The organism is Neokomagataea tanensis (assembly GCF_006542335.1).
GTDB classification, from domain to species: domain Bacteria; phylum Pseudomonadota; class Alphaproteobacteria; order Acetobacterales; family Acetobacteraceae; genus Gluconobacter; species Gluconobacter tanensis.
The window spans coordinates 623,170-640,555 of record NZ_CP032485.1; the positions used below are offsets into that span (position 1 = coordinate 623,170).

The 17,386-nt window shown below is 54.8% G+C and carries 14 protein-coding genes and 2 pseudogenes; all 16 read right to left on the reverse strand.

Translation table 11 applies throughout. The features are described 5' to 3' along the window. Positions 1-9: 9 nt before the first annotated feature. The 16 genes and pseudogenes from D5366_RS02890 to D5366_RS02965 all read right to left on the reverse strand — a co-directional run bounded on the left by D5366_RS02890 (position 10) and on the right by D5366_RS02965 (position 17,372). Positions 10-1,419 (reverse strand): sugar porter family MFS transporter, encoded by a 1,410-nt coding sequence (locus tag D5366_RS02890; RefSeq protein WP_141493782.1) that lies wholly within the window; start codon positions 1,417-1,419, stop codon positions 10-12. 158 nt (positions 1,420-1,577) lie between these two features. Then, positions 1,578-2,848 (reverse strand): annotated as a pseudogene (locus D5366_RS02895) (sugar porter family MFS transporter); the annotation flags it as partial. 328 nt (positions 2,849-3,176) lie between these two features. Continuing rightward, positions 3,177-4,568: a ribosome biogenesis GTPase Der gene (gene der / locus D5366_RS02900; protein WP_141492224.1), complete on the reverse strand. Its 1,392-nt coding sequence runs from the start codon at positions 4,566-4,568 to the stop codon at positions 3,177-3,179. 18 nt (positions 4,569-4,586) lie between these two features. After that, on the reverse strand, positions 4,587-5,978 hold the full coding sequence (locus D5366_RS02905; RefSeq protein ID WP_141492225.1) for a PQQ-like beta-propeller repeat protein: 1,392 nt from the start codon (positions 5,976-5,978) through the stop codon (positions 4,587-4,589). Then, positions 5,978-6,658 carry a tetratricopeptide repeat protein gene (locus D5366_RS02910; RefSeq protein ID WP_240775309.1) on the reverse strand — a complete coding sequence of 227 codons (681 nt, stop codon included), beginning with the start codon at positions 6,656-6,658 and terminating at the stop codon, positions 5,978-5,980. The genes D5366_RS02905 and D5366_RS02910 overlap by 1 nt, the downstream gene beginning before the upstream one ends. Before the next feature lie 494 nt (positions 6,659-7,152). After that, on the reverse strand, positions 7,153-7,536 hold the full coding sequence (locus D5366_RS02915; RefSeq protein WP_141492226.1) for a hypothetical protein: 384 nt from the start codon (positions 7,534-7,536) through the stop codon (positions 7,153-7,155). 76 nt (positions 7,537-7,612) lie between these two features. Next, positions 7,613-8,932, reverse strand: a complete 1,320-nt coding sequence (locus D5366_RS02920; protein ID WP_141492227.1) for a dihydroorotase — start codon at positions 8,930-8,932, stop codon at positions 7,613-7,615. A gap of 17 nt (positions 8,933-8,949) precedes the next feature. Next, a complete protein-coding gene (asnB, locus tag D5366_RS02925) occupies positions 8,950-10,725 on the reverse strand; it encodes an asparagine synthase (glutamine-hydrolyzing) (RefSeq protein ID WP_141492228.1) in 1,776 nt (591 codons plus the stop codon). Then, complete coding sequence (locus tag D5366_RS02930; protein ID WP_141492229.1) at positions 10,725-11,867, reverse strand: glycosyltransferase; 1,143 nt, start codon at positions 11,865-11,867, stop codon at positions 10,725-10,727. The genes asnB and D5366_RS02930 overlap by 1 nt, the downstream gene beginning before the upstream one ends. A gap of 34 nt (positions 11,868-11,901) precedes the next feature. Then, the gene (locus tag D5366_RS02935; RefSeq protein ID WP_141492230.1) at positions 11,902-12,675 is read right to left on the reverse strand and encodes an SDR family oxidoreductase; all 774 of its coding nucleotides are present in this window, start codon (positions 12,673-12,675) and stop codon (positions 11,902-11,904) included. Positions 12,676-12,827: 152 nt separating this feature from the next. Beyond that, complete coding sequence (locus tag D5366_RS02940; protein WP_141492231.1) at positions 12,828-13,730, reverse strand: glycosyltransferase family 9 protein; 903 nt, start codon at positions 13,728-13,730, stop codon at positions 12,828-12,830. Further along, positions 13,727-14,431 (reverse strand): DNA polymerase III subunit epsilon, encoded by a 705-nt coding sequence (gene dnaQ / locus D5366_RS02945; RefSeq protein WP_141492232.1) that lies wholly within the window; start codon positions 14,429-14,431, stop codon positions 13,727-13,729. Before dnaQ ends, D5366_RS02940 begins: the two co-directional genes overlap by 4 nt. Beyond that, positions 14,428-15,029, reverse strand: a pseudogene (gene coaE / locus D5366_RS02950) (dephospho-CoA kinase). The gene dnaQ and the pseudogene coaE overlap by 4 nt, the downstream one beginning before the upstream one ends. 3 nt (positions 15,030-15,032) lie before the next feature. Beyond that, positions 15,033-15,875: a shikimate dehydrogenase gene (locus tag D5366_RS02955; RefSeq protein ID WP_141492233.1), complete on the reverse strand. Its 843-nt coding sequence runs from the start codon at positions 15,873-15,875 to the stop codon at positions 15,033-15,035. After that, on the reverse strand, positions 15,872-16,654 hold the full coding sequence (locus D5366_RS02960) for an N-formylglutamate amidohydrolase (protein WP_141492234.1): 783 nt from the start codon (positions 16,652-16,654) through the stop codon (positions 15,872-15,874). The genes D5366_RS02955 and D5366_RS02960 overlap by 4 nt, the downstream gene beginning before the upstream one ends. A 58-nt stretch (positions 16,655-16,712) precedes the next feature. Next, entirely contained in the window at positions 16,713-17,372 is a 660-nt protein-coding gene (locus tag D5366_RS02965; RefSeq protein ID WP_141492235.1) for a TlpA disulfide reductase family protein, read from the reverse strand. Positions 17,373-17,386: the final 14 nt, after the last annotated feature.

A 17,386-nucleotide genomic window follows, 5' to 3' on the forward strand; every position in this document is an offset into this window, starting at 1 on the left:
TACATTGTCCTACTTACCGAGATGTCTCAAATCTTTGCCTGCAAAGAGATTAGACTCAAGTGCCTCAAGTGAAACACCTTTCGTTTCCGGTACAAATCCGAAGGTAAAGAGGAGGAAAAGGCCGTTAAGTGCTGCAAAAAGCACAAATGTCCAAGATGCACCCAATACCGTCATAACAATTGGGAATGTGATGGAAATTGCCCAGTTAGCACCCCAGTTCGTCACTGTTGAGCAAGCAATACCAAAATCACGACCACGAGTCGGCTGCACTTCAGAGCACAACGTCCAAACCAGAGGGCCTTCACCAATCGCAAAGCCTGCGACGAACAGAAGGACAAACCCGCAAAGTGCGATCTGCGCTTCAAAGCTTTCTGCACCCAGACCAAGCAGGACACCCATACCCAGCATAGCAAAAGCAGCGATTGCACAGCTCAACATCAGAAGAGGACGACGCCCCCACTTATCCACGCAGACGATTGCAACGAAAGACAGACCCATATTGACCAAGCCGACCAATGTCGTCGCCCAGATCGCAGCATCTGTACCAAAATGCGCCGCTTGGAAAACGCGCGGTGCATAATAAAGCAGCGCATTAATACCCGTAAGCTGCTGTAGAACCTGAAGAAACATGCCAAGCGCTACGGACCGACGGAAATGACGGTTCTTTCTGAAGAGCGCAAAACCTGCATCGCTGCTCTGGTTCAAACGCGCCTGAATGTCCGCCAGCTCAGCATTTGCCACTTCTTCGTCAGAGCGCAGAAGCTGCAAAACCTTACGAGCCTTCTCGGTGCGGCCACGCATCATCAGCCAACGTGGGCTTTGCGGCAGAATAAATACAATACCCAAGAACAGCGTTGCAGGCACAATCATGATGCCAAGCATCCAGCGCCAATGCCCGCCCGATGCCAAAAAGCTATCGGAGATGAATGCTAAGAAAATACCCAGCGAAACCATCAGCTGGTAGAACGAAATCATCGCACCGCGGACGGATTCAACCGTAATTTCTGAGATGTATAAAGGCGCTGCAAAGGCAGCCAGACCCACAGCCAGACCCAAGAAAACACGTCCGACGATGAGCAGACCAGGCTCAGGTGCCAAGCTGCACAGCAGCGTACCAATCACAAACAACACAGCCGCTGCCATCATGGCACCTCTGCGGCCGAACGTCATCGAAATGCGCCCTGCGACCAATGAGCCAAAAGCGGCTCCGGCCATCATGGACGCGACAATCCAGCCCTGCATGCTGTCGCTTGCATGGAAATCTTGAGCGATAAAGGGAAGCGCGCCTGCAACAACCCCTGTATCCAACCCAAACATCAAACCTGCTAGAGCTGCAAGAATACCCAACGCAGTAGCACGACGTGTGCTTTTTTGCTGCGTGTCTCCGCCATCCTCGCGGACTGACGCGATGCCGACCATAACGTAATGACCTTTGATAAAAAACGCGGGCACCTAAATGATACCAGCCTCTTTGTTGGTTGCGTTTTAAAGAGGCGGCAAAATTCTTACGCTTCGCCGCCTCAATTTTCTTCACACATACGCGTGATTATAAAGAAAATTACTCCGAACGCACCTCTTTACTGCCCAATATTACGCAGCCGGCGGCCAGAAAATAAATTTTTCTCCAACACTTCCAAAGCGATACCCTTTGTTTCAGGTACAAGCGTCATTGTTATAACGGCAAATAACGCATTGAACCCGGCAAAAAGAATAAACGTCCAGGAGGTGCCAATACCGACCATAATGAGTGGGAATGTGCTGGAAATTACCCAGTTTGCAGCCCAGTTCGTGACGGTAGAACAACCGATTCCAAAGTCACGACCACGTGACGGCTGGAACTCTGAGCACAATGTCCAAACCAAAGGTCCCTCTCCGATAGCAAACCCCGCAACGAAGAGAAGAACAAAACCGCACAAAGCGATTTGCGCTGGGAAGCTGTTGGCGCCAGTCAAAAGCAAAATGCCAACGCCCAGCATTGCAACCATCGCCAGACAGCAGCTCAGAAGCAGTAATGGGCGGCGTCCCCACTTATCCACACAGGCAATCGCAACGCCCGTCAGGCCCATGTTTACAAGACCAACAAGAGTAGTCACCCACACTGCCGCATCCGTACCGAAATGTGCTGCTTCAAAGACACGCGGTGCATAGTAAAGGAGGGCATTAATACCCGTAAGCTGCTGCATAATTTGCAACAACATTCCAAGAAATACAGTCCGACGGAAGTTCGAATTGCTACGAAAGAGGCTAAAGCCGGAATCACTGCTTTGGACCATGCCTCCCTGTATGTCTTTTAACTCATTTTCGGCCACAACGTCATCAGCACGCAAAACGCGCAGAACACGGCGTGCATGATCTTCACGCCCTCGCATCAGGAGCCAGCGCGGGCTGTGCGGGAGTGTCAAAGTGAATGCCAAGAATAGTGTTGAGGGAACAAGCATTGCGCCGAACATCCAATGCCAACGTCCACCGCTCGACAAAACACTATCGGAGAGGAAACCGAGGAAGATCCCGAAGGATACCATCAACTGATATACGGAAATCATCGAGCCGCGTGCCGATTCAACCGTAATTTCGGAGATGTAGAGAGGAGCTGCGAAAGCGCCGAGACCGATAGCAAGACCGATCAAGACCCGCCCCCCATCAGCACATATGGGTCAGGCGCAAAAGTACAGACCGTGACGCCACTTACGTACAGGATCGCCGCAGCAACCATTGCCCCCGGACGGCCAAAGCGCGTTGACACCCGCCCCGCGACCAAAGACCCTGTCACCGCACCGATCATCATGGATGACACGATCCAGCCTTGCAGCACATCGCTCGCGTGGAACTCTTTCGCTACGAAAGGAAGAGCACCAGAAACAACCCCGGTATCAAGACCAAATAATAATCCGGCAAGAGCCGCGAATATTCCTAAAACCGTAGCGCGTTTTGTGCTGCGCTGTGGGCTACTAAGGGTGTCTACACTCTCAGTAGATGTGATTCCATCCATCACGAGGCGTCCTCAAATCTGCTGCTGTACTGCTTCCACAGCACAACAAGGTCGATAGAAATTCAGCATCACCTTGAGCGTTACAGATGATGCCGATCTGATTTCACTCAACAAAGACGAAAACCTTTGTCAGGTGAAATCGTATCTCCTTGTCACAGACCTATAGTAGAACCGAAGTCAAAAACCCTTACTCTGCGTAAGGGTTTTTTGTTCCTCGTAACTGAAGGCGGATGGGAACGCCCGGCATGTGGAATGTCTCCCGCAGGCCATTAACGAGATAGCGCTTGTAAGAATCAGGTAAAAGCTCCGCACGAGTACCGAACAGAATAAAGGTCGGTGGACGTGACTTTGCCTGCGTCATGTAGCGCAATTTCAAACGACGCCCATCCACCAGAGGTGGCTGGTGCCGCTCGAGTGCCTCTTCAAACCAACGGTTTAGCTCGCCCGTAGTGACACGAGAGTTCCAAACTTCGTGCGTATGACGCACTGCTGGCAGCAGACGATGCACCCCAGCCCCCGTCAGGGCCGAGAAAGTCACTACTGAGATGCCACGCACCTGAGCCATTGACGTCTCAATCCGGTCCGCAATAGCTTGGCGCGTAGCGGCTCGGTCTTCCACAGCATCCCATTTATTCAATGCGAGAACGCAAGCGCGGCCCTCACGCTCAATCAAACGGGCGAGCTGCAAGTCCTGCTCATGGACACCGAGCGTCGCATCGATAGTCAGCACGACAACTTCAGCCATTTTCAAAGCTTCGATGGACGCGGAAACGGACATCCGCTCCAAATGCTGCTCGACACGAGCGCGGCGGCGCATACCAGCCGTATCCACCAGCCGGATAGGGCCATGTTCATCTTCGATATCAACCGAGATGGAATCTCGGGTTAGCCCTGCTTCCGGCCCCGTAATCATGCGCTCTTCGCCCAAAAGGCAATTGAGCAGCGTAGATTTACCAGCATTCGGACGCCCGACAATTGCCAGGCGCAGAGGGCCAGGTGGCCGCTCTTCTTCCTCACCCTCTTCCCCACGGCGCGAGCGCTCTATGACGCGTGGCGCTTTAGGCACGCGGTCAATGATCTCACCCATGAGGTCAGAGAGGCCTTCACCATGCTCAGCTGAAAGAGCCAGCGGCGTACCCAGACCGAGCGAGTACGCTTCCATAGCGCCTTCGGTCCCGGCCCTTCCTTCTGCCTTATTGGCAACAAGCAACACAGGTACATTCTGCCTGCGCAGCCATTGCGCAAAATGCGCATCTGCGGGCGTAATCCCCGAGCGCGCGTCAATGCAGAACAGCACAAGATGCGCCTGCGTTACAGCCATCTCTGACGAAGCACGCATGCGCCCGAAGAGCGTTTCAGGAGCCGCCTCTTCCAAACCCGCCGTATCGATAATGCGGATACGACGCCCACGGATATGGGCCTCGCCTTCCTTACGGTCGCGGGTCACGCCCGGCATGTCAGACACTAGTGCCTGACGACGCCCGACAAGACGGTTAAACAGAGTCGATTTGCCCACGTTTGGCCGTCCCGCAATAACAACGGTCGGGAGGGTCTCGGGCGTAGAAATAGTATCAGTCATTCGGTCCGGAAAATCCGATCAGCCATAAGCCCGCAGGACTGCATCCTGCGACAGGGCCAGTACAAGCCCATCACACACAATCGGCTCGACCTCACAGGCCGCCGGAGTTTTTTGGCGGGAGAGAATCTTACCGGTCTTCGCATCAGCGACGATCATACCCTCAGCTGGTAGCGTTGAGAAACAAACAAGTTTCCCATCGACCAGAAGTGGGCCAACCCACTGAACTGCATCTTTTTGAACTTCCTGACGGCGGAATCGACGAAGCTGCGTAATCCAGCGGACATGACCAGACAGGCGGTCGATACACGCAAGTTGCTGATCAGTCGAGACAACAAACAACCAATCGTCACACAAGCAGAGCGGAGATTGCCCGCTTACCTCACGTTCCCACAAGCGTCGGCCTGAGCGCATATCAATCGCTACCAACACACGAGACATGGAAATAGCGTAGGCTGTGCCGTCCTTGATAACAGGCGCACCACGAACACACGAGAAGTCCAGCATTGCGCCTAGGCCGTTTGAACCGCCCAAGCTATCGCTCCAGACCATCTCGCCAGAGGCAGCACGCAGGGCAACCAAATCCCCGCTGCCAAACCCTGCCAGCACAATACCGTCAACAATCGCAGGTGAAGCTTGCCCGAAAACAACCGTATCAGCCTGCGTTGCCTGATATGTCCAAACTTGCTCGCCGCTCTTAACGTCCAAAGCAATCAACCGCTCGTCAATGGTGCCGAAGACGACCAGACCATTCTCGACCGTCGGTGCTGAGCGACCCGGGGTGCCTAGATCGGCACTCCATTTCACTTTGCCAGTGGCCGCGTCCAAGGCAAGAGCCAGCGCCACGCCTGTAACGACGTATAACGTGTCACCATCAAGAGCGAGGCCGCCCCCGAGATTGGTTGAACGGGAGTGCTCACCTTTTGGCTGGCGAGACCACAGCAGTTTCATGCCGGGCCATGTCCAAGCCTTGACTTCACCTTGAGCATCCGTCGTGAAGATGCGTCCTTGCCCGATAACAGGTGGTGACTGAATAGCTCCGCGCCGGTTCGGCATAATGGCAACAGATGAGAGAATGCTCGTTGGATTTACTTCCATACCAACAGAACGACTCCACGATAAGTTGGGGCCATTCCAGCTCGCATTCACTGAAACATGGTCTGGCTCACGGCCAACTTGCGCCCATGCTTTTACATTCTGTGGGGCGGAGAATGTGATGGGCGTGTGGTCATCCGGGTCAACCGTCAAACCCGCACCTGTAGACAACACATCAACGCGATGACCCGCCAGAACCGGCTTCTCATCATCATCAAAAATACTGCATGCCCCGAGAGTGGAGAGCGCAGCGCCTGAGCATGCGAGCCGCAGCAAACCGCGGCGGTTAGTCCGAATGATTGAATTAGCGCGGCGCATTAGCCTGCATCTCCCAATGTCTCAAGCAAAGCCTCGGCGCGGCTGCGTGCGCCCTCTGGGGTCGTCGCGCTGCCAATTGTTTGGTTTAACAACCGGCGTGCTTCAGCCTTTTGCTGCGCACTCGCACCTGGGCCGAGGTCTAGGCTCACGAGCCCTTCACGCGCCAAAGCTGCCCAAGCATCGTTGCCTTGGGCCAACTCTGAGTAGCCCGTGCGTAGCGACGCAACGTTCTGTGCATTTGGCTGCTGAGCGTTCAACGCCAAATACTTCGCTACAGTCTTCATTGCGGGCAGAGCAGACGCATCATTGCCTACGCCAGACCACAATGCTTGCGCGCCGGCAGCATCATTATGCGTGGCTTTATAATCCGCCAAGCGCAAAGCCGCATAGGTACGAACACCTTCAGGGCCGTGTTCAGCCAAGTTTTGCAGCGTGGCCGTAGCTTCTTGCTCAGATGGTGCATCTTTATGCGCATCGAGTGCAGACATTGCTGTGAAATACCGTGCTGACGCTGCGTTTTGCTCTTTAGTCAGCGCGTGCTGTTTCCAGCCCCAGACGCCACCTGCAACACCAGCGAGCAGCACCACACCAACCACGACAGCCCCAAAGCGGCGCACTTGCGCGCGCAAACGCTGCTGACGCATGTCATTCTGAATTTGTGCAATAAAATCGTCCGCCACCTGATCCCCTGTCGGCTTCGCTTGACACGTTCTTGACCCGACCATACAGGCGCGGCCCGCTTGCGGCAAACGCTTCACTCTCTGAAACACCGCTTTCTCGGTCAGAAAATGCTAAATTATACCTTCTTTACCATCTTTTAAGTCTCACTATGTAACTCCTCGCTGATGCGGAAGAGATTATGCCTGTTCATAGCAAGCCTATCCATGTGCAGCTTATGCGGTTGCGCCCCTGACCAGATACTCTCTTCCCTCACAGGACGAGACTGCAACACCGCTTATCTTTACGATGAACAAAGCTTTTGCGCACCACGTCGAAAGCCTCCCCCGCAACCACATTGCTCGATAGGCTTTGAGGGAACCGATTGCTACACATCCACCGCCGAAGAGGCCTTAAAAACGCACACGGCGCTGGTGCTTCACCAAAATATTAATTGATATTATAGCTCAGAGAATAACTGCCAGCGATCTCAATATACTGGCAGTTATTTGGAATGTTATTTTGCAGCGAAATGCTTACCTGCAGTCGCTAGAACGCCTGATAATTTTTGGAAATTTGCAGCAATCCGCGACTGCACCGCTGTGGACCCTTTATGTACTTCGGCGATACGAGCGCGAGCATCGTCGCTGATAGCTGTTTCCGCACGATTTGCTGCCGCCACGACGCATGCATTGTAAGTACGGGCCTGCTTTTCGTACGCCGTAACACGGTCTACGCTCTCATTATACTGCGTAACATTACCGACCCGCAGAGCTGGGGCTGCTGGTTCTGCACCACATTTTGCGGCACCCCAATCGGCATCTGCGGCGCGGGCGGGCGCCGTGGAAGCATAGGAAACACAAAGAAGCGCTACTAAAGCGCCTGACAAGCGGGGAGACATGCTTCTACTCCGTTTAAAAAGCGCGCCTCCCCTAAAAAGAAATCAGGGCACAATTGCGGCATGCCCCAGTTTCTCATTATCCGGCGAAACGCACTGGTCGTCCCTGTAACGGCGTGACGATCGTATCATCTTGCATGACAATTTGACCGCGCACGATCGTCGCTATTGGCCAGCCATTGACCTCAGTACCGTCAAACGGCGTCCAACCTGCCGGGGTTGCAATCCAATCGTTCGTAATTCTACGCCGCGCACCCATATCAACCAGCGTAAAATCAGCATCAAAGCCGACCGCCATACGCCCCTTATTAGGAAGGTTATAGATACGCGCAGGCCCTGCGGACATTACATCAGCTAGGCGCTGCAGCGATAAACGTCCAGCATTCACATGATCCAACATCACTGGAACGATAGTCTGGACGCCCGTCAAACCGGCGGGGCAGTTTGGCCAAGCGCGCTTTTTTGCGTCCAACGGGTGCGGTGCATGGTCGGAAGATACGACGTCCACGCGTCCATCTCTCACGGCGCGCCACGCAGCATCGTAGTGCGTGCGGTCCCGCAATGGCGGGTTCATAACCGCAAGCCCACCCAGCTTTTCGTAGCAGTCAGGCCCGTATTGCGTGAGGTGATTGACCAATACTTCCGCACTGGCAATGTCTCGGTTTTCCGCGAGATAATCCAGCTCTTCCGCCGTGGAAACATGCAGGATATGCGCTGGACGCCCCGTCTTGCGGGCTATGCTGATGATGCGACGCGTACCAAGAAAAGCGCACTCAACATCACGCCAGACGGCGTGAGTTTCGTAGGGCTGCCCCTCGTGAAACTGCCCCTTACGCTCTTGCAAGCGGTATTCATCTTCCGAATGGAAACACACCCGGCGCGTGCCGGAGCGCATAACAGCTTCAATACCAGCATCGTCCTCGATCATCAGATCTCCGGTCGAGGAGCCCGCAAAAACTTTAATGGCACAAACACCGGGGGCCCGCTCCAAAGCAGCCAGAGCTGGCGTGTTCTCCCGCGTGGCCCCAACGTAGAAACCGACATCAACATGCGCCGTTTCACCGATCCGACCGTATTTCCACTCCAACATTTCCGCCGACACAATGCTCGGATTCGTATTGGGCATATCGAAAACTGTCGTGACGCCCCCTAGAGCCGCAGCACGTGTACCGGTTTCCAGTGTTTCAATCGCCGCATTGCCTGGTTCACGCAGATGAACATGAGCATCAATCATGCCCGGCAGAACGTGCAGACCTTTTGCGTCAATCTCCCGATCCGCCTCATCTTCGATGGTAGCAGACAAAGTAGCGATCCGCCCGTCACGCACACCGATAGTCGCGTCCTGCTCTCCCCACGGTGTAACACAACGGCCATTCCGAATAATCAGATCGTAGTGCATCCCTAAACCCCCTAAATTTACGCTAAAACGTCGAAAGTATTGGCCGAGCAATCACGGCCCTCGATATGATGACGGTACCAAAGCGCCAAGAAGAGCAATGTCCACGCTTGTCGCGCATGACCTCTGCGGCTTGCTGTCTCAAAAATACGACGAACCCTGCTTTCTTCAAACACGGCGGCTACGGCAGGATTACGGGCAACCAATGGCCATAAACGTGACGCTTCTGCTTCAATCCACGCGCCGACTGGCACAGTAAACCCTTGCTTGGGCGCGAATGGCCTTGATTGCGGTAACGCGTCTTGCAGCCACTGGCGTAGCAACCATTTTCCTTGACCGTCCCGGATTTTAAAGTGATCCGGCAGAGGCCAGATTGCCCGCGCAACCACGGGGTCAAGCAACGGTGTGCGTCCTTCAACCGAATGTGCCATCAAGCAGCGGTCCAGCTTGAGCAACAGATCATTTGGCAGCCATTCTGCAACATCAATGGCTTGCACGGCACCCAGCCCAGACCGGCGCTGAGACAATTCAAGGGCGGCAAGGCCAGTACGCCACGGCCTAGCGCGTGCTATACCCGGTCGGCCCAAGCTGCGGCCAAATGTGCCGGAGCGCCAAGTGCCACGTCCGCCCCGCCACCACGGGCGAAGCGCTCTACGGTAGCGCCCGTAACCAGCAAAAAGCTCGTCCCCACCTTCTCCACTTAGAAGAACCGTGACGGCTTTTCGTGCTTCCTGCGCAAGGAACCACGTCGGTATGATTGCATAATCTGCGGTTGGGTCGTCCATGGCAGCGACGATTTTGGGTAAATCCTGCCACACCATGTCAGAGGTGATGCTTAAAACATGATGCTCAGCGCCGACAACCTCCGCTAAGGCAGCAGCATGCGCAGTTTCATCCGCGACAGAGGCAGAAGTCCCTGTCTCAAATCGCGCTGTCCAAGCTTGCAGGCGCGGTAGCCCAAGGCGATGGGCTGCCGCTAATAACGCCGAACTATCAATGCCACCTGATAAAAATAGCCCTAACGGGACATCGGCCCGCATATGTGCCGATACACTATCCGTCAACGCCGCGTCTAAACGTGCCAATGCTTGAGCATCCGTGAGCGCACCGACAGGCTGCGTCTCAGCCTCGACTAAAGGATCGCGCTTACGCGATTCAACGATACGCCCATCAACAATGCGGAGCGTCTCACCCGGGAGTACTCGCCTTATTCCGGGGAACACAGTCTTAGGGCCGGTCGTGAACTGTAATTGCAGCAATTCATCGCGTGCGGCACTTCTCAACCTGCGCTGGCCAAAGCCCCCCGCAAGCAAAGCCTGAGCCTCCGAAGCAAAAGCCACTCCCCCCTCAAACTCAGCAATATAAAGCGGTTTGATGCCAAACGGGTCGCGGGAGAGCAGCATCTCATGCGCCCCGTGTTGGTTCTCAACAGCGGCAATAGCATACATGCCCCGTAATTCTGCTGTGTAACCGGTGCCATCCCGCAGCCACATATGCAGCGGTGGCTCACAATCACTACTGGTTTGAAAAACCCCATTGGTAAATCCTGCACGCAGCGCAGGATCGTTGTAGATTTCTCCATTGGCAATCAAGGCTGCCTGCCCGTGCTGGAAAGGTTGTTTCCCGCCAGCAATATCTACAATAGCAAGGCGCCTGTGCCTTAAAGCAGCCCCTGCCAAATCCAACCGCCCCTCTCCATCGGGGCCACGATGCCGTAACGCTGCGGACATCCGGTCCAATGCAGCCTGATCGGGTTTGAAACCAGGGCGGCAGGAAAGGCCAGCAATCCCGCACATTAGCGCGATACTCTCGAAACGTCAGAAATATCTCGGGGGAAGTTAGTCCCCGCAGGGCCCAAAAAATTAGACCATTGCTCCATTACCACACCCTCAGCAAATTCCCGTTCGAAGCGTGCGCGCCCGTTTGCTGCTAATTTTTCTGCTAGGTGGGTATCGTCGAAAATTTGACCCATGTGTGCAGCCAAAGCATGATCATCCTCTACCTGCGCCAGAAGCCCATCTTCCGTACCTGCCAGAATTTCCTGTGGTCCCTGAATAGCGCTTGCAACAACGGGCACCTGCGCGGACAACGCCTCAATCACGACATTCCCTAAAGGCTCTATGCGTGAAGGGCAGACAAGCAGCGTGCATGCGCGCAGCCATGGTCCGGTTTGCGCTACCCAACCCGGCATATGCACACGATCTGAAACGCCTTCGCGCCGTGCTAGATCCTCAAGCGCCGAGCGCTCTGGCCCTTCACCAGCAATGACCACATGACGACCCGGCAAATGCCGCATTGCACGGATCAACACATCGAAGGCTTTGTTCTTGTGCAGGCGTCCCAGTGCTAATGCAAAGGGTATCTCTTTTGCCAAAAATGACGGGCGCTTTGGCGCAACTGGAGCAAAGTCGGTTGCAAAATTTGGGAGATAATGAACCTTATCCTTGTCCCAACCCTGCTCAACCATCCAACGCGCCAAACCGCGAGTGTTGCCAATTAAGTCCGTGCAACTACGATAATTGGCGAGATCGTAATATCCCCCGAGCCGCCCCGCCGTGCGCCACGGCCCCTCAGGCAATTTCTGCGCCGCACGACTCATCCACGCCACGACAACATCAGGTTTGATCTGATTAAGAGAGCGCCTAAGCTTTTGGCGTGTCCAAAAATCTAGCGGCCCGCCAAATCGAAAGCATTGCGTCGGCACCCCCGCTTCACGCAGACGCGCCTCACGTCCCGGCTCGGTCCGGATCAGAGCGTGAGTTGGGCGCCCCGCGATATGCTGAGCAATCGCCAGCCGTTCAAAGAACAGCTCGGCCCCCCACGCGCGGAACCTGCCATAACATGCGCCACACGAGCTGGCGAAACAGAGTTCATAGAGGCGGGCATGTCGGACACAGCCGAAAACACGGAAGATACCATATCTCCTTGTATCGACCATGCCGCGCGGGGCTTCAAGGGTAAGCCTCTAAAAACTAGACGGAAACCGTAATACCGCCGTCAACCATCAGCACGTGGCCGTTCACAAAACTGGATGCGTCTGAAGAAAGAAAAACCGCAGCTCCCACCAATTCTTCCACTTTGCCCCAGCGACCAGCAGGCGTGCGTTTGCAAAGCCAATCCGTAAACTCCGCATTCTTCACCAAAGCATCGTTCATTTCTGTAGCAAAATACCCCGGAGCAATACCGTTAATTTGCAAGCCATGCCGCGCCCAATCTGTCGCCATACCACGCGTCAAATTTTTGACTGCACCCTTGGTGGCTGTGTACGGCGCTATGCCGGGCCGGGCGAGTTCACTCTGCACTGAGCAAATATTGATAATTTTTCCACGCCCACGCGGAATCATATGCTGTGCAGCAGCTTGCCCCACAAAAAACACGGCATTTAGATTAGTTGTAATAAGCGCATCCCAATCCGCCCGTTCAAAGTTCTCCAACGGGCCGCGCCTTTGGATGCCTGCGTTGTTAATCACAATATCCAGCGGACCAAGGCTACCCTCAACGCGCTCAATTCCCGCTTTTACGTCGGCTTGGTCTGTCACATCAAAGACAGCTGTTTTCACAGCCAGCCCATCTTTAGCCAATTCCGCCTGAGCCGCTTCAAGTGCTGCAGCATTCCTGCCATTGAGCACGACCTCTGCTCCAGCTTCAGCCAAACCACGCGCCAGGGTAAGCCCAATCCCACGTGAAGCCCCGGTGATCAAAGCACGCTTTCCGGAAAGCGAAAACAAATCACGCGACGTAACCATGACCTCATCCCTCACTCGAGATACTGTTCAAGACAGGCCGAACCTAAACCCCAATCCTCATGCCGTCACGTCACGTCTTGGTCATTGCTTTAATACCCAATACTTAAACGCCCGACTGGTACAGATGCTCCTCTAGCGTTATCGGCCTGCGCTTATTCAGGCAGCAGGGCCTTGCCTAAAATATCAAAAGCAACCTCAACGACCATCTCCACAGAAAGGCCTTCTATCGGTGCCGCACCTTCTGGTCCCGGCGCCGAGATCGCAAATGCAGCCCTTCCTGCGGGCGCATATTCGCTTTGCTTGGATGGCCCGAATAAACCTAGTGTCGCAGTCCCTGCTGCTGCAGATAAATGCATCAAACCCGAGTCATTACCGACAAAAAGCGTACAGCGCTTCAATACTGCTCCAACTAACCCCAAACTGTGATCACCCCCGAGGTCATACGCATCTGGCAAAGCATCTAGAACAGGTTGTGCTCTCTTGCGCTCTGCCTCTCCGGGGCCATAGAAAACTGCTGGCCGCAGTCCTTTTTGGCGTAGAGCTTCAGCCACAGCTACGAAGCGTTCTGCTGGCCAGATTTTACCGTCCCAATTTGCAGTCGGTGCCAGCGCTAAAATTTTGCCGGACGGCAAAAGCGCCTCTGCCTTCGCACACTGCTCAGGCGTATGCCATAAACGTGGCATAGGCGTTGGCTCAAAACCTAGAGCACTGCCTAATTGGGCAACGCGGCGCCCCGGTCGGCGCCCTCCTCGAACAATATGTCGCCTGCCCGCCCATAAAGTCAGGCTGATCAACGAGCCGCGCAGGTCCACCACTCGCGCCCAACGGGTTTTTACGCATTGACGCCACAGATCAATCCAATGCCGGTCGTACTTACGTTTTTCCAAAACAATAACGCGCTCAACCTGCGGATTGGGCTGAAACAAACCCGCAGCAACAGGCCCACAAACTACGGTGAAGCGTGCTTGTGGAAAACGCTCCATGAATGCGGCCAACACACCCGTAGAAATTACGGCATCACCAAGCCGGTTTGCCGTAATAAAAAGAATCTTCACGCCTCACCCTCACTAGACGAACGATTCCAGATCGGGTCCTTCATTTTGGCTAAAAAGGCTGCATGCGCTGCACACTCATCTTCGCTTGGCGGGGCCATTGGACGTGGTACACGCCGCTTGAGGTACTCACCACCCGCCTGCCCTGAACGCCCACGGGAAGGGCCTGATAGCCCCAATCCTCGCTGCCGCCCCCCCATGAGCTCGACATAAACCTCTGCCAAAAGACGGCAATCCAACAAAGCATTATGCGTGCCGCGTTCAGACAAATCGATATTAAAGCGTCGGCACAACGCATCCAGACTGGCCGGCATACCAGGGTACTTTTTACGAGCCATCAATACGGTATCAACCGCACGCGTCTCATAATCCAAAATTGCCCGGCCTGACTTGGCAAGTTCTGCATTAACAAACTTGAAATCGAACGGCGCATTATGCGCGATCATCCGGGAATCGCCGATAAACGCCAAAAACCCATCCGCAATATCAGCGAATTTCGGCTTACCCTGCAGGTCCTCAATACGAAAACCATGGACCTTTGTTGCCTCGGGCGGAATATCACGCTCGGGGTCGATCAGCACATGATACTGCTCTCCCGTCGGCAAGTCGTCGACCAACTCCAACGCGGCAATTTCGATAATTCTATCACCAGTATCCGGGTCAAAGCCTGTCGTTTCCGTATCGAAGAGAATAGATCGTGTCATGCTGCTTTTCGTAATTTCTGTACCAATGCGCGAACCCGCAAAGCGGCTTGCCCACGCGATAAACCCGTTCGTATCACGATGTCAGCGCGCCGTCTGCGCTCACAGTCAGACATTTGCCGCGCCAGAAGCTGGCGTGCCTGAGCCATATTCATACTCCCTGCCCGCCCCCTTTGTGTAATGCGCGACAAGCGCGTCGCCATTGGCGCCTCAACCACAACGACAACATCGCAATTTTTGTCCTCGCCGATCTCCATAAGCAGTGGAATGTCGAGAACACACAAATAGGCCCCGCCCGCTGGCACTTCTGCAGAAACGCTTTTCGCTCAGCCCGCACCAGCGGATGCATGAGCCCTTCTAGAGCTTTTAAAGCCTGCGGCTTCTGCCCCAGTATTTGGCGCAGTGCTTGACGATTCAAAACCCCACCGCACACGGCCCCGGGGAACAAACGCGCAATCTCGGGCACTGCACGCCCACCGGGGGCTTGCAACTTCCGTACTGTCGCATCCGCATCAAATACAGGTATACCCGCCCGGCGAAACAATGCTGCCACGGTTGATTTCCCAGCCGCCATACCGCCTGTCAGCCCAATAATCAGCATAGATTAACGCAGACTAGCCGCCAAAAGCTCAAAAACGGCATCGTCCACTTCCGGCTTTACGCCAAACCACGCTTCAAACCCAACCCGGGCTTGCTGAATAAGCATGCCAAGGCCATCAACTGTTTTAAGACCCTTAGCCTCGGCCGCCTGCAGCAGTGGTGTGTCGCGCGGGGTGTAAACAATATCTGCAACAGCGAGCGATGGCCCTGCATGATGCAATAAAGTAGACCAATCGGGTGATGCACCTTTCATACCGAGCGCCGTTGCATTGATAAGCAAAGAACAGTCTGACAGCAGAGCTGGCCAAGCATGCCACGCAATAGCCTCGCCTCCCTCCAAAGCCTGCACCAAAGCCTCAGCACGAGCTAAGGTCCGATTAGCAATGAGTACTTCACAGCCACAGTCCAGCAACGCAGCAGCAACGGCGCGCGCGGCTCCACCTGCACCTAAAATTAATGCGCGTCCTTGCGGGGTTACTCCATGGGCAACAAGATTTTCACAGAATCCACTTCCGTCAGTGCAATCTCCAACAATTTCCTCCGGAGAGAAAATAACGGTGTTGACCGCCCCGGCACGACGTGCGGTGTCCGTCAACCGGTCACACGCTGCCATCGCTGCCTCTTTATGCGGAATCGTTACGTTAACTCCTCGGAAACCGGCCGCTCTCAAACCTTTTAGAGCCGTTTCAAATTCGTCAGGCGGCGTAGGCAACGGCACATAAGCACCGTTTACCCCATGTGTTTGGCACCAGTAATTATGCATAAGAGGGGAGCGTGAGTGCTCAACCGGCCATCCCATTACTCCGGCCAGACGTGTCTCACCCGTAATTTTGTACTCAACGCTCATATGCTTAGTGCCCTCCATGCTTGCGGCAGCAGGCGCGCCAATCGTTCAGCCCACTCGATTTGCCCACCCTCATCAGCAATTAAGTCTTGCCGGATTTCGATTTCCAGATACGGCAATCCCCGCGCTTCTGCATGGAGTGGCACGGTGTAGTCTGACGTATCCGTCAAAACGTAGGGTTCGTTCTCGCCAACACACAAGCCCTCTGCGCGCAGCAAACCGGCCACAATATGTGACAAACGGGAATCTCGGTTAAACAAAACACCAGCATGCCACGGACGCCGCACACCCTGCATCACAGGCGTGAAGCTGTGCAGCGCAATAAGCGCTGTGGGCCGCTCGGTACGAGCATCCAACTCAGCGGTAATCACCGCATGATAAGGGTGCAATATTGCGTCTTCCCGCACACGCCGTTCATGCTCGGACAAGGCTTGGTTCGCTGGTATCTGCGTTCCGTCACTGACAGGCGGAACAGAAGTCGGATGCCCCGGTGACCTATTGCAGTCAATCACCAAGCGTGAATAGCATTGCTCTATGAGAGCCGCTCCGAGAGCGGGCCGTAACCGGCGCCCTACACCCTGTATACCAATATCGTAGGCGATATGCCGTTCGTGCTCGGCCTCCGGGATGCCCAGCCTGCCTAATGCCGAAGGTACAGCACGCCCGGCGTGATCACTCACCAACACAAAAGGCGAGCACACTTCTTCAGCAAAATAGCGCACGGGGTGGGGATCACCCTCTGTAAGGAAGGCTCCACGGCGCAAGGTGTTATATAAAGACATGCCCGGCTCTGTCGTCTGTCATTACTTCAAACGCAGGCCGAGCAGCTTCAAAAGACGCTTAGCCTACAAGAGCGGCCACAGTACGGCGGACAGCTTCTGGGGACCAGTCCATATTCCCAACAGAAATAGCAACAATCTCGCCTTTTGCATTCACCACCAAGGAGCGGGGAACCGCAAGCTGAGCAATGCTCTGCGCTTTTTCATCCGGAATTTTATAATCCGGACTTGTCTGACGCAAAGAGGCCAACGCGGCAGGAACATCTGCACTCGCCGTTAACGCTTGGGAGTCAGGGTCAACCAGAACGGGTAGGGTGTTGATGCCGTGCGCGTCATAAAACGCCCTGATCTTTGGAATAGTACTTTTGCGTACCCCAACAGCAACAATGGCCGGACCGTCAGAGCCTAGAGCCTTGGCCGTAGCATCAACAGACGGCAGTTCGAACTTGCACGGTCCACACCACGTTGCCCAAAAATGCAAGATAAACGGCCGCCCCACCCAATGCGTCAGGGGCACAGCCTCGCCTTGCTCATTTTGGACGGATAAATCAGGTAGTTTTTTAGGCTGAGCCAGGCGGCCAAACGATTCAACACGGAAGGGCGAGGCGTCGTCCGCAGCTGTAGCTTTATCTGCCGCACGCACCAAATGACCCGCACCGAGAGCACCGGCCCCAGCAAATCCAGCACCCCACGACATTAAATTTCGGCGTGAAATAATCATAAAACTACCTTTGA

Bases quoted from the DNA above. Each gene is read 5' to 3' on its own strand.
- D5366_RS02915 (WP_141492226.1), bottom strand. From the start codon at position 7,536: ATGTCTCCCCGCTTGTCAGGCGCTTTAGTAGCGCTTCTTTGTGTTTCC.
- D5366_RS02965 (WP_141492235.1), bottom strand. From the start codon at position 17,372: ATGATTATTTCACGCCGAAATTTAATGTCGTGGGGTGCTGGATTTGCT.
- D5366_RS02960 (WP_141492234.1), bottom strand. From the start codon at position 16,654: ATGTCTTTATATAACACCTTGCGCCGTGGAGCCTTCCTTACAGAGGGT.
- der (WP_141492224.1), bottom strand. From the start codon at position 4,568: ATGACTGATACTATTTCTACGCCCGAGACCCTCCCGACCGTTGTTATT.
- D5366_RS02930 (WP_141492229.1), bottom strand. From the start codon at position 11,867: ATGGTCGATACAAGGAGATATGGTATCTTCCGTGTTTTCGGCTGTGTC.
- D5366_RS02905 (WP_141492225.1), bottom strand. From the start codon at position 5,978: ATGCGCCGCGCTAATTCAATCATTCGGACTAACCGCCGCGGTTTGCTG.
- D5366_RS02890 (WP_141493782.1), bottom strand. From the start codon at position 1,419: ATGGTCGGCATCGCGTCAGTCCGCGAGGATGGCGGAGACACGCAGCAA.
- dnaQ (WP_141492232.1), bottom strand. From the start codon at position 14,431: ATGACACGATCTATTCTCTTCGATACGGAAACGACAGGCTTTGACCCG.
- D5366_RS02935 (WP_141492230.1), bottom strand. From the start codon at position 12,675: ATGGTTACGTCGCGTGATTTGTTTTCGCTTTCCGGAAAGCGTGCTTTG.
- D5366_RS02920 (WP_141492227.1), bottom strand. From the start codon at position 8,932: ATGCACTACGATCTGATTATTCGGAATGGCCGTTGTGTTACACCGTGG.
- asnB (WP_141492228.1), bottom strand. From the start codon at position 10,725: ATGTGCGGGATTGCTGGCCTTTCCTGCCGCCCTGGTTTCAAACCCGAT.
- D5366_RS02955 (WP_141492233.1), bottom strand. From the start codon at position 15,875: ATGAGCGTTGAGTACAAAATTACGGGTGAGACACGTCTGGCCGGAGTA.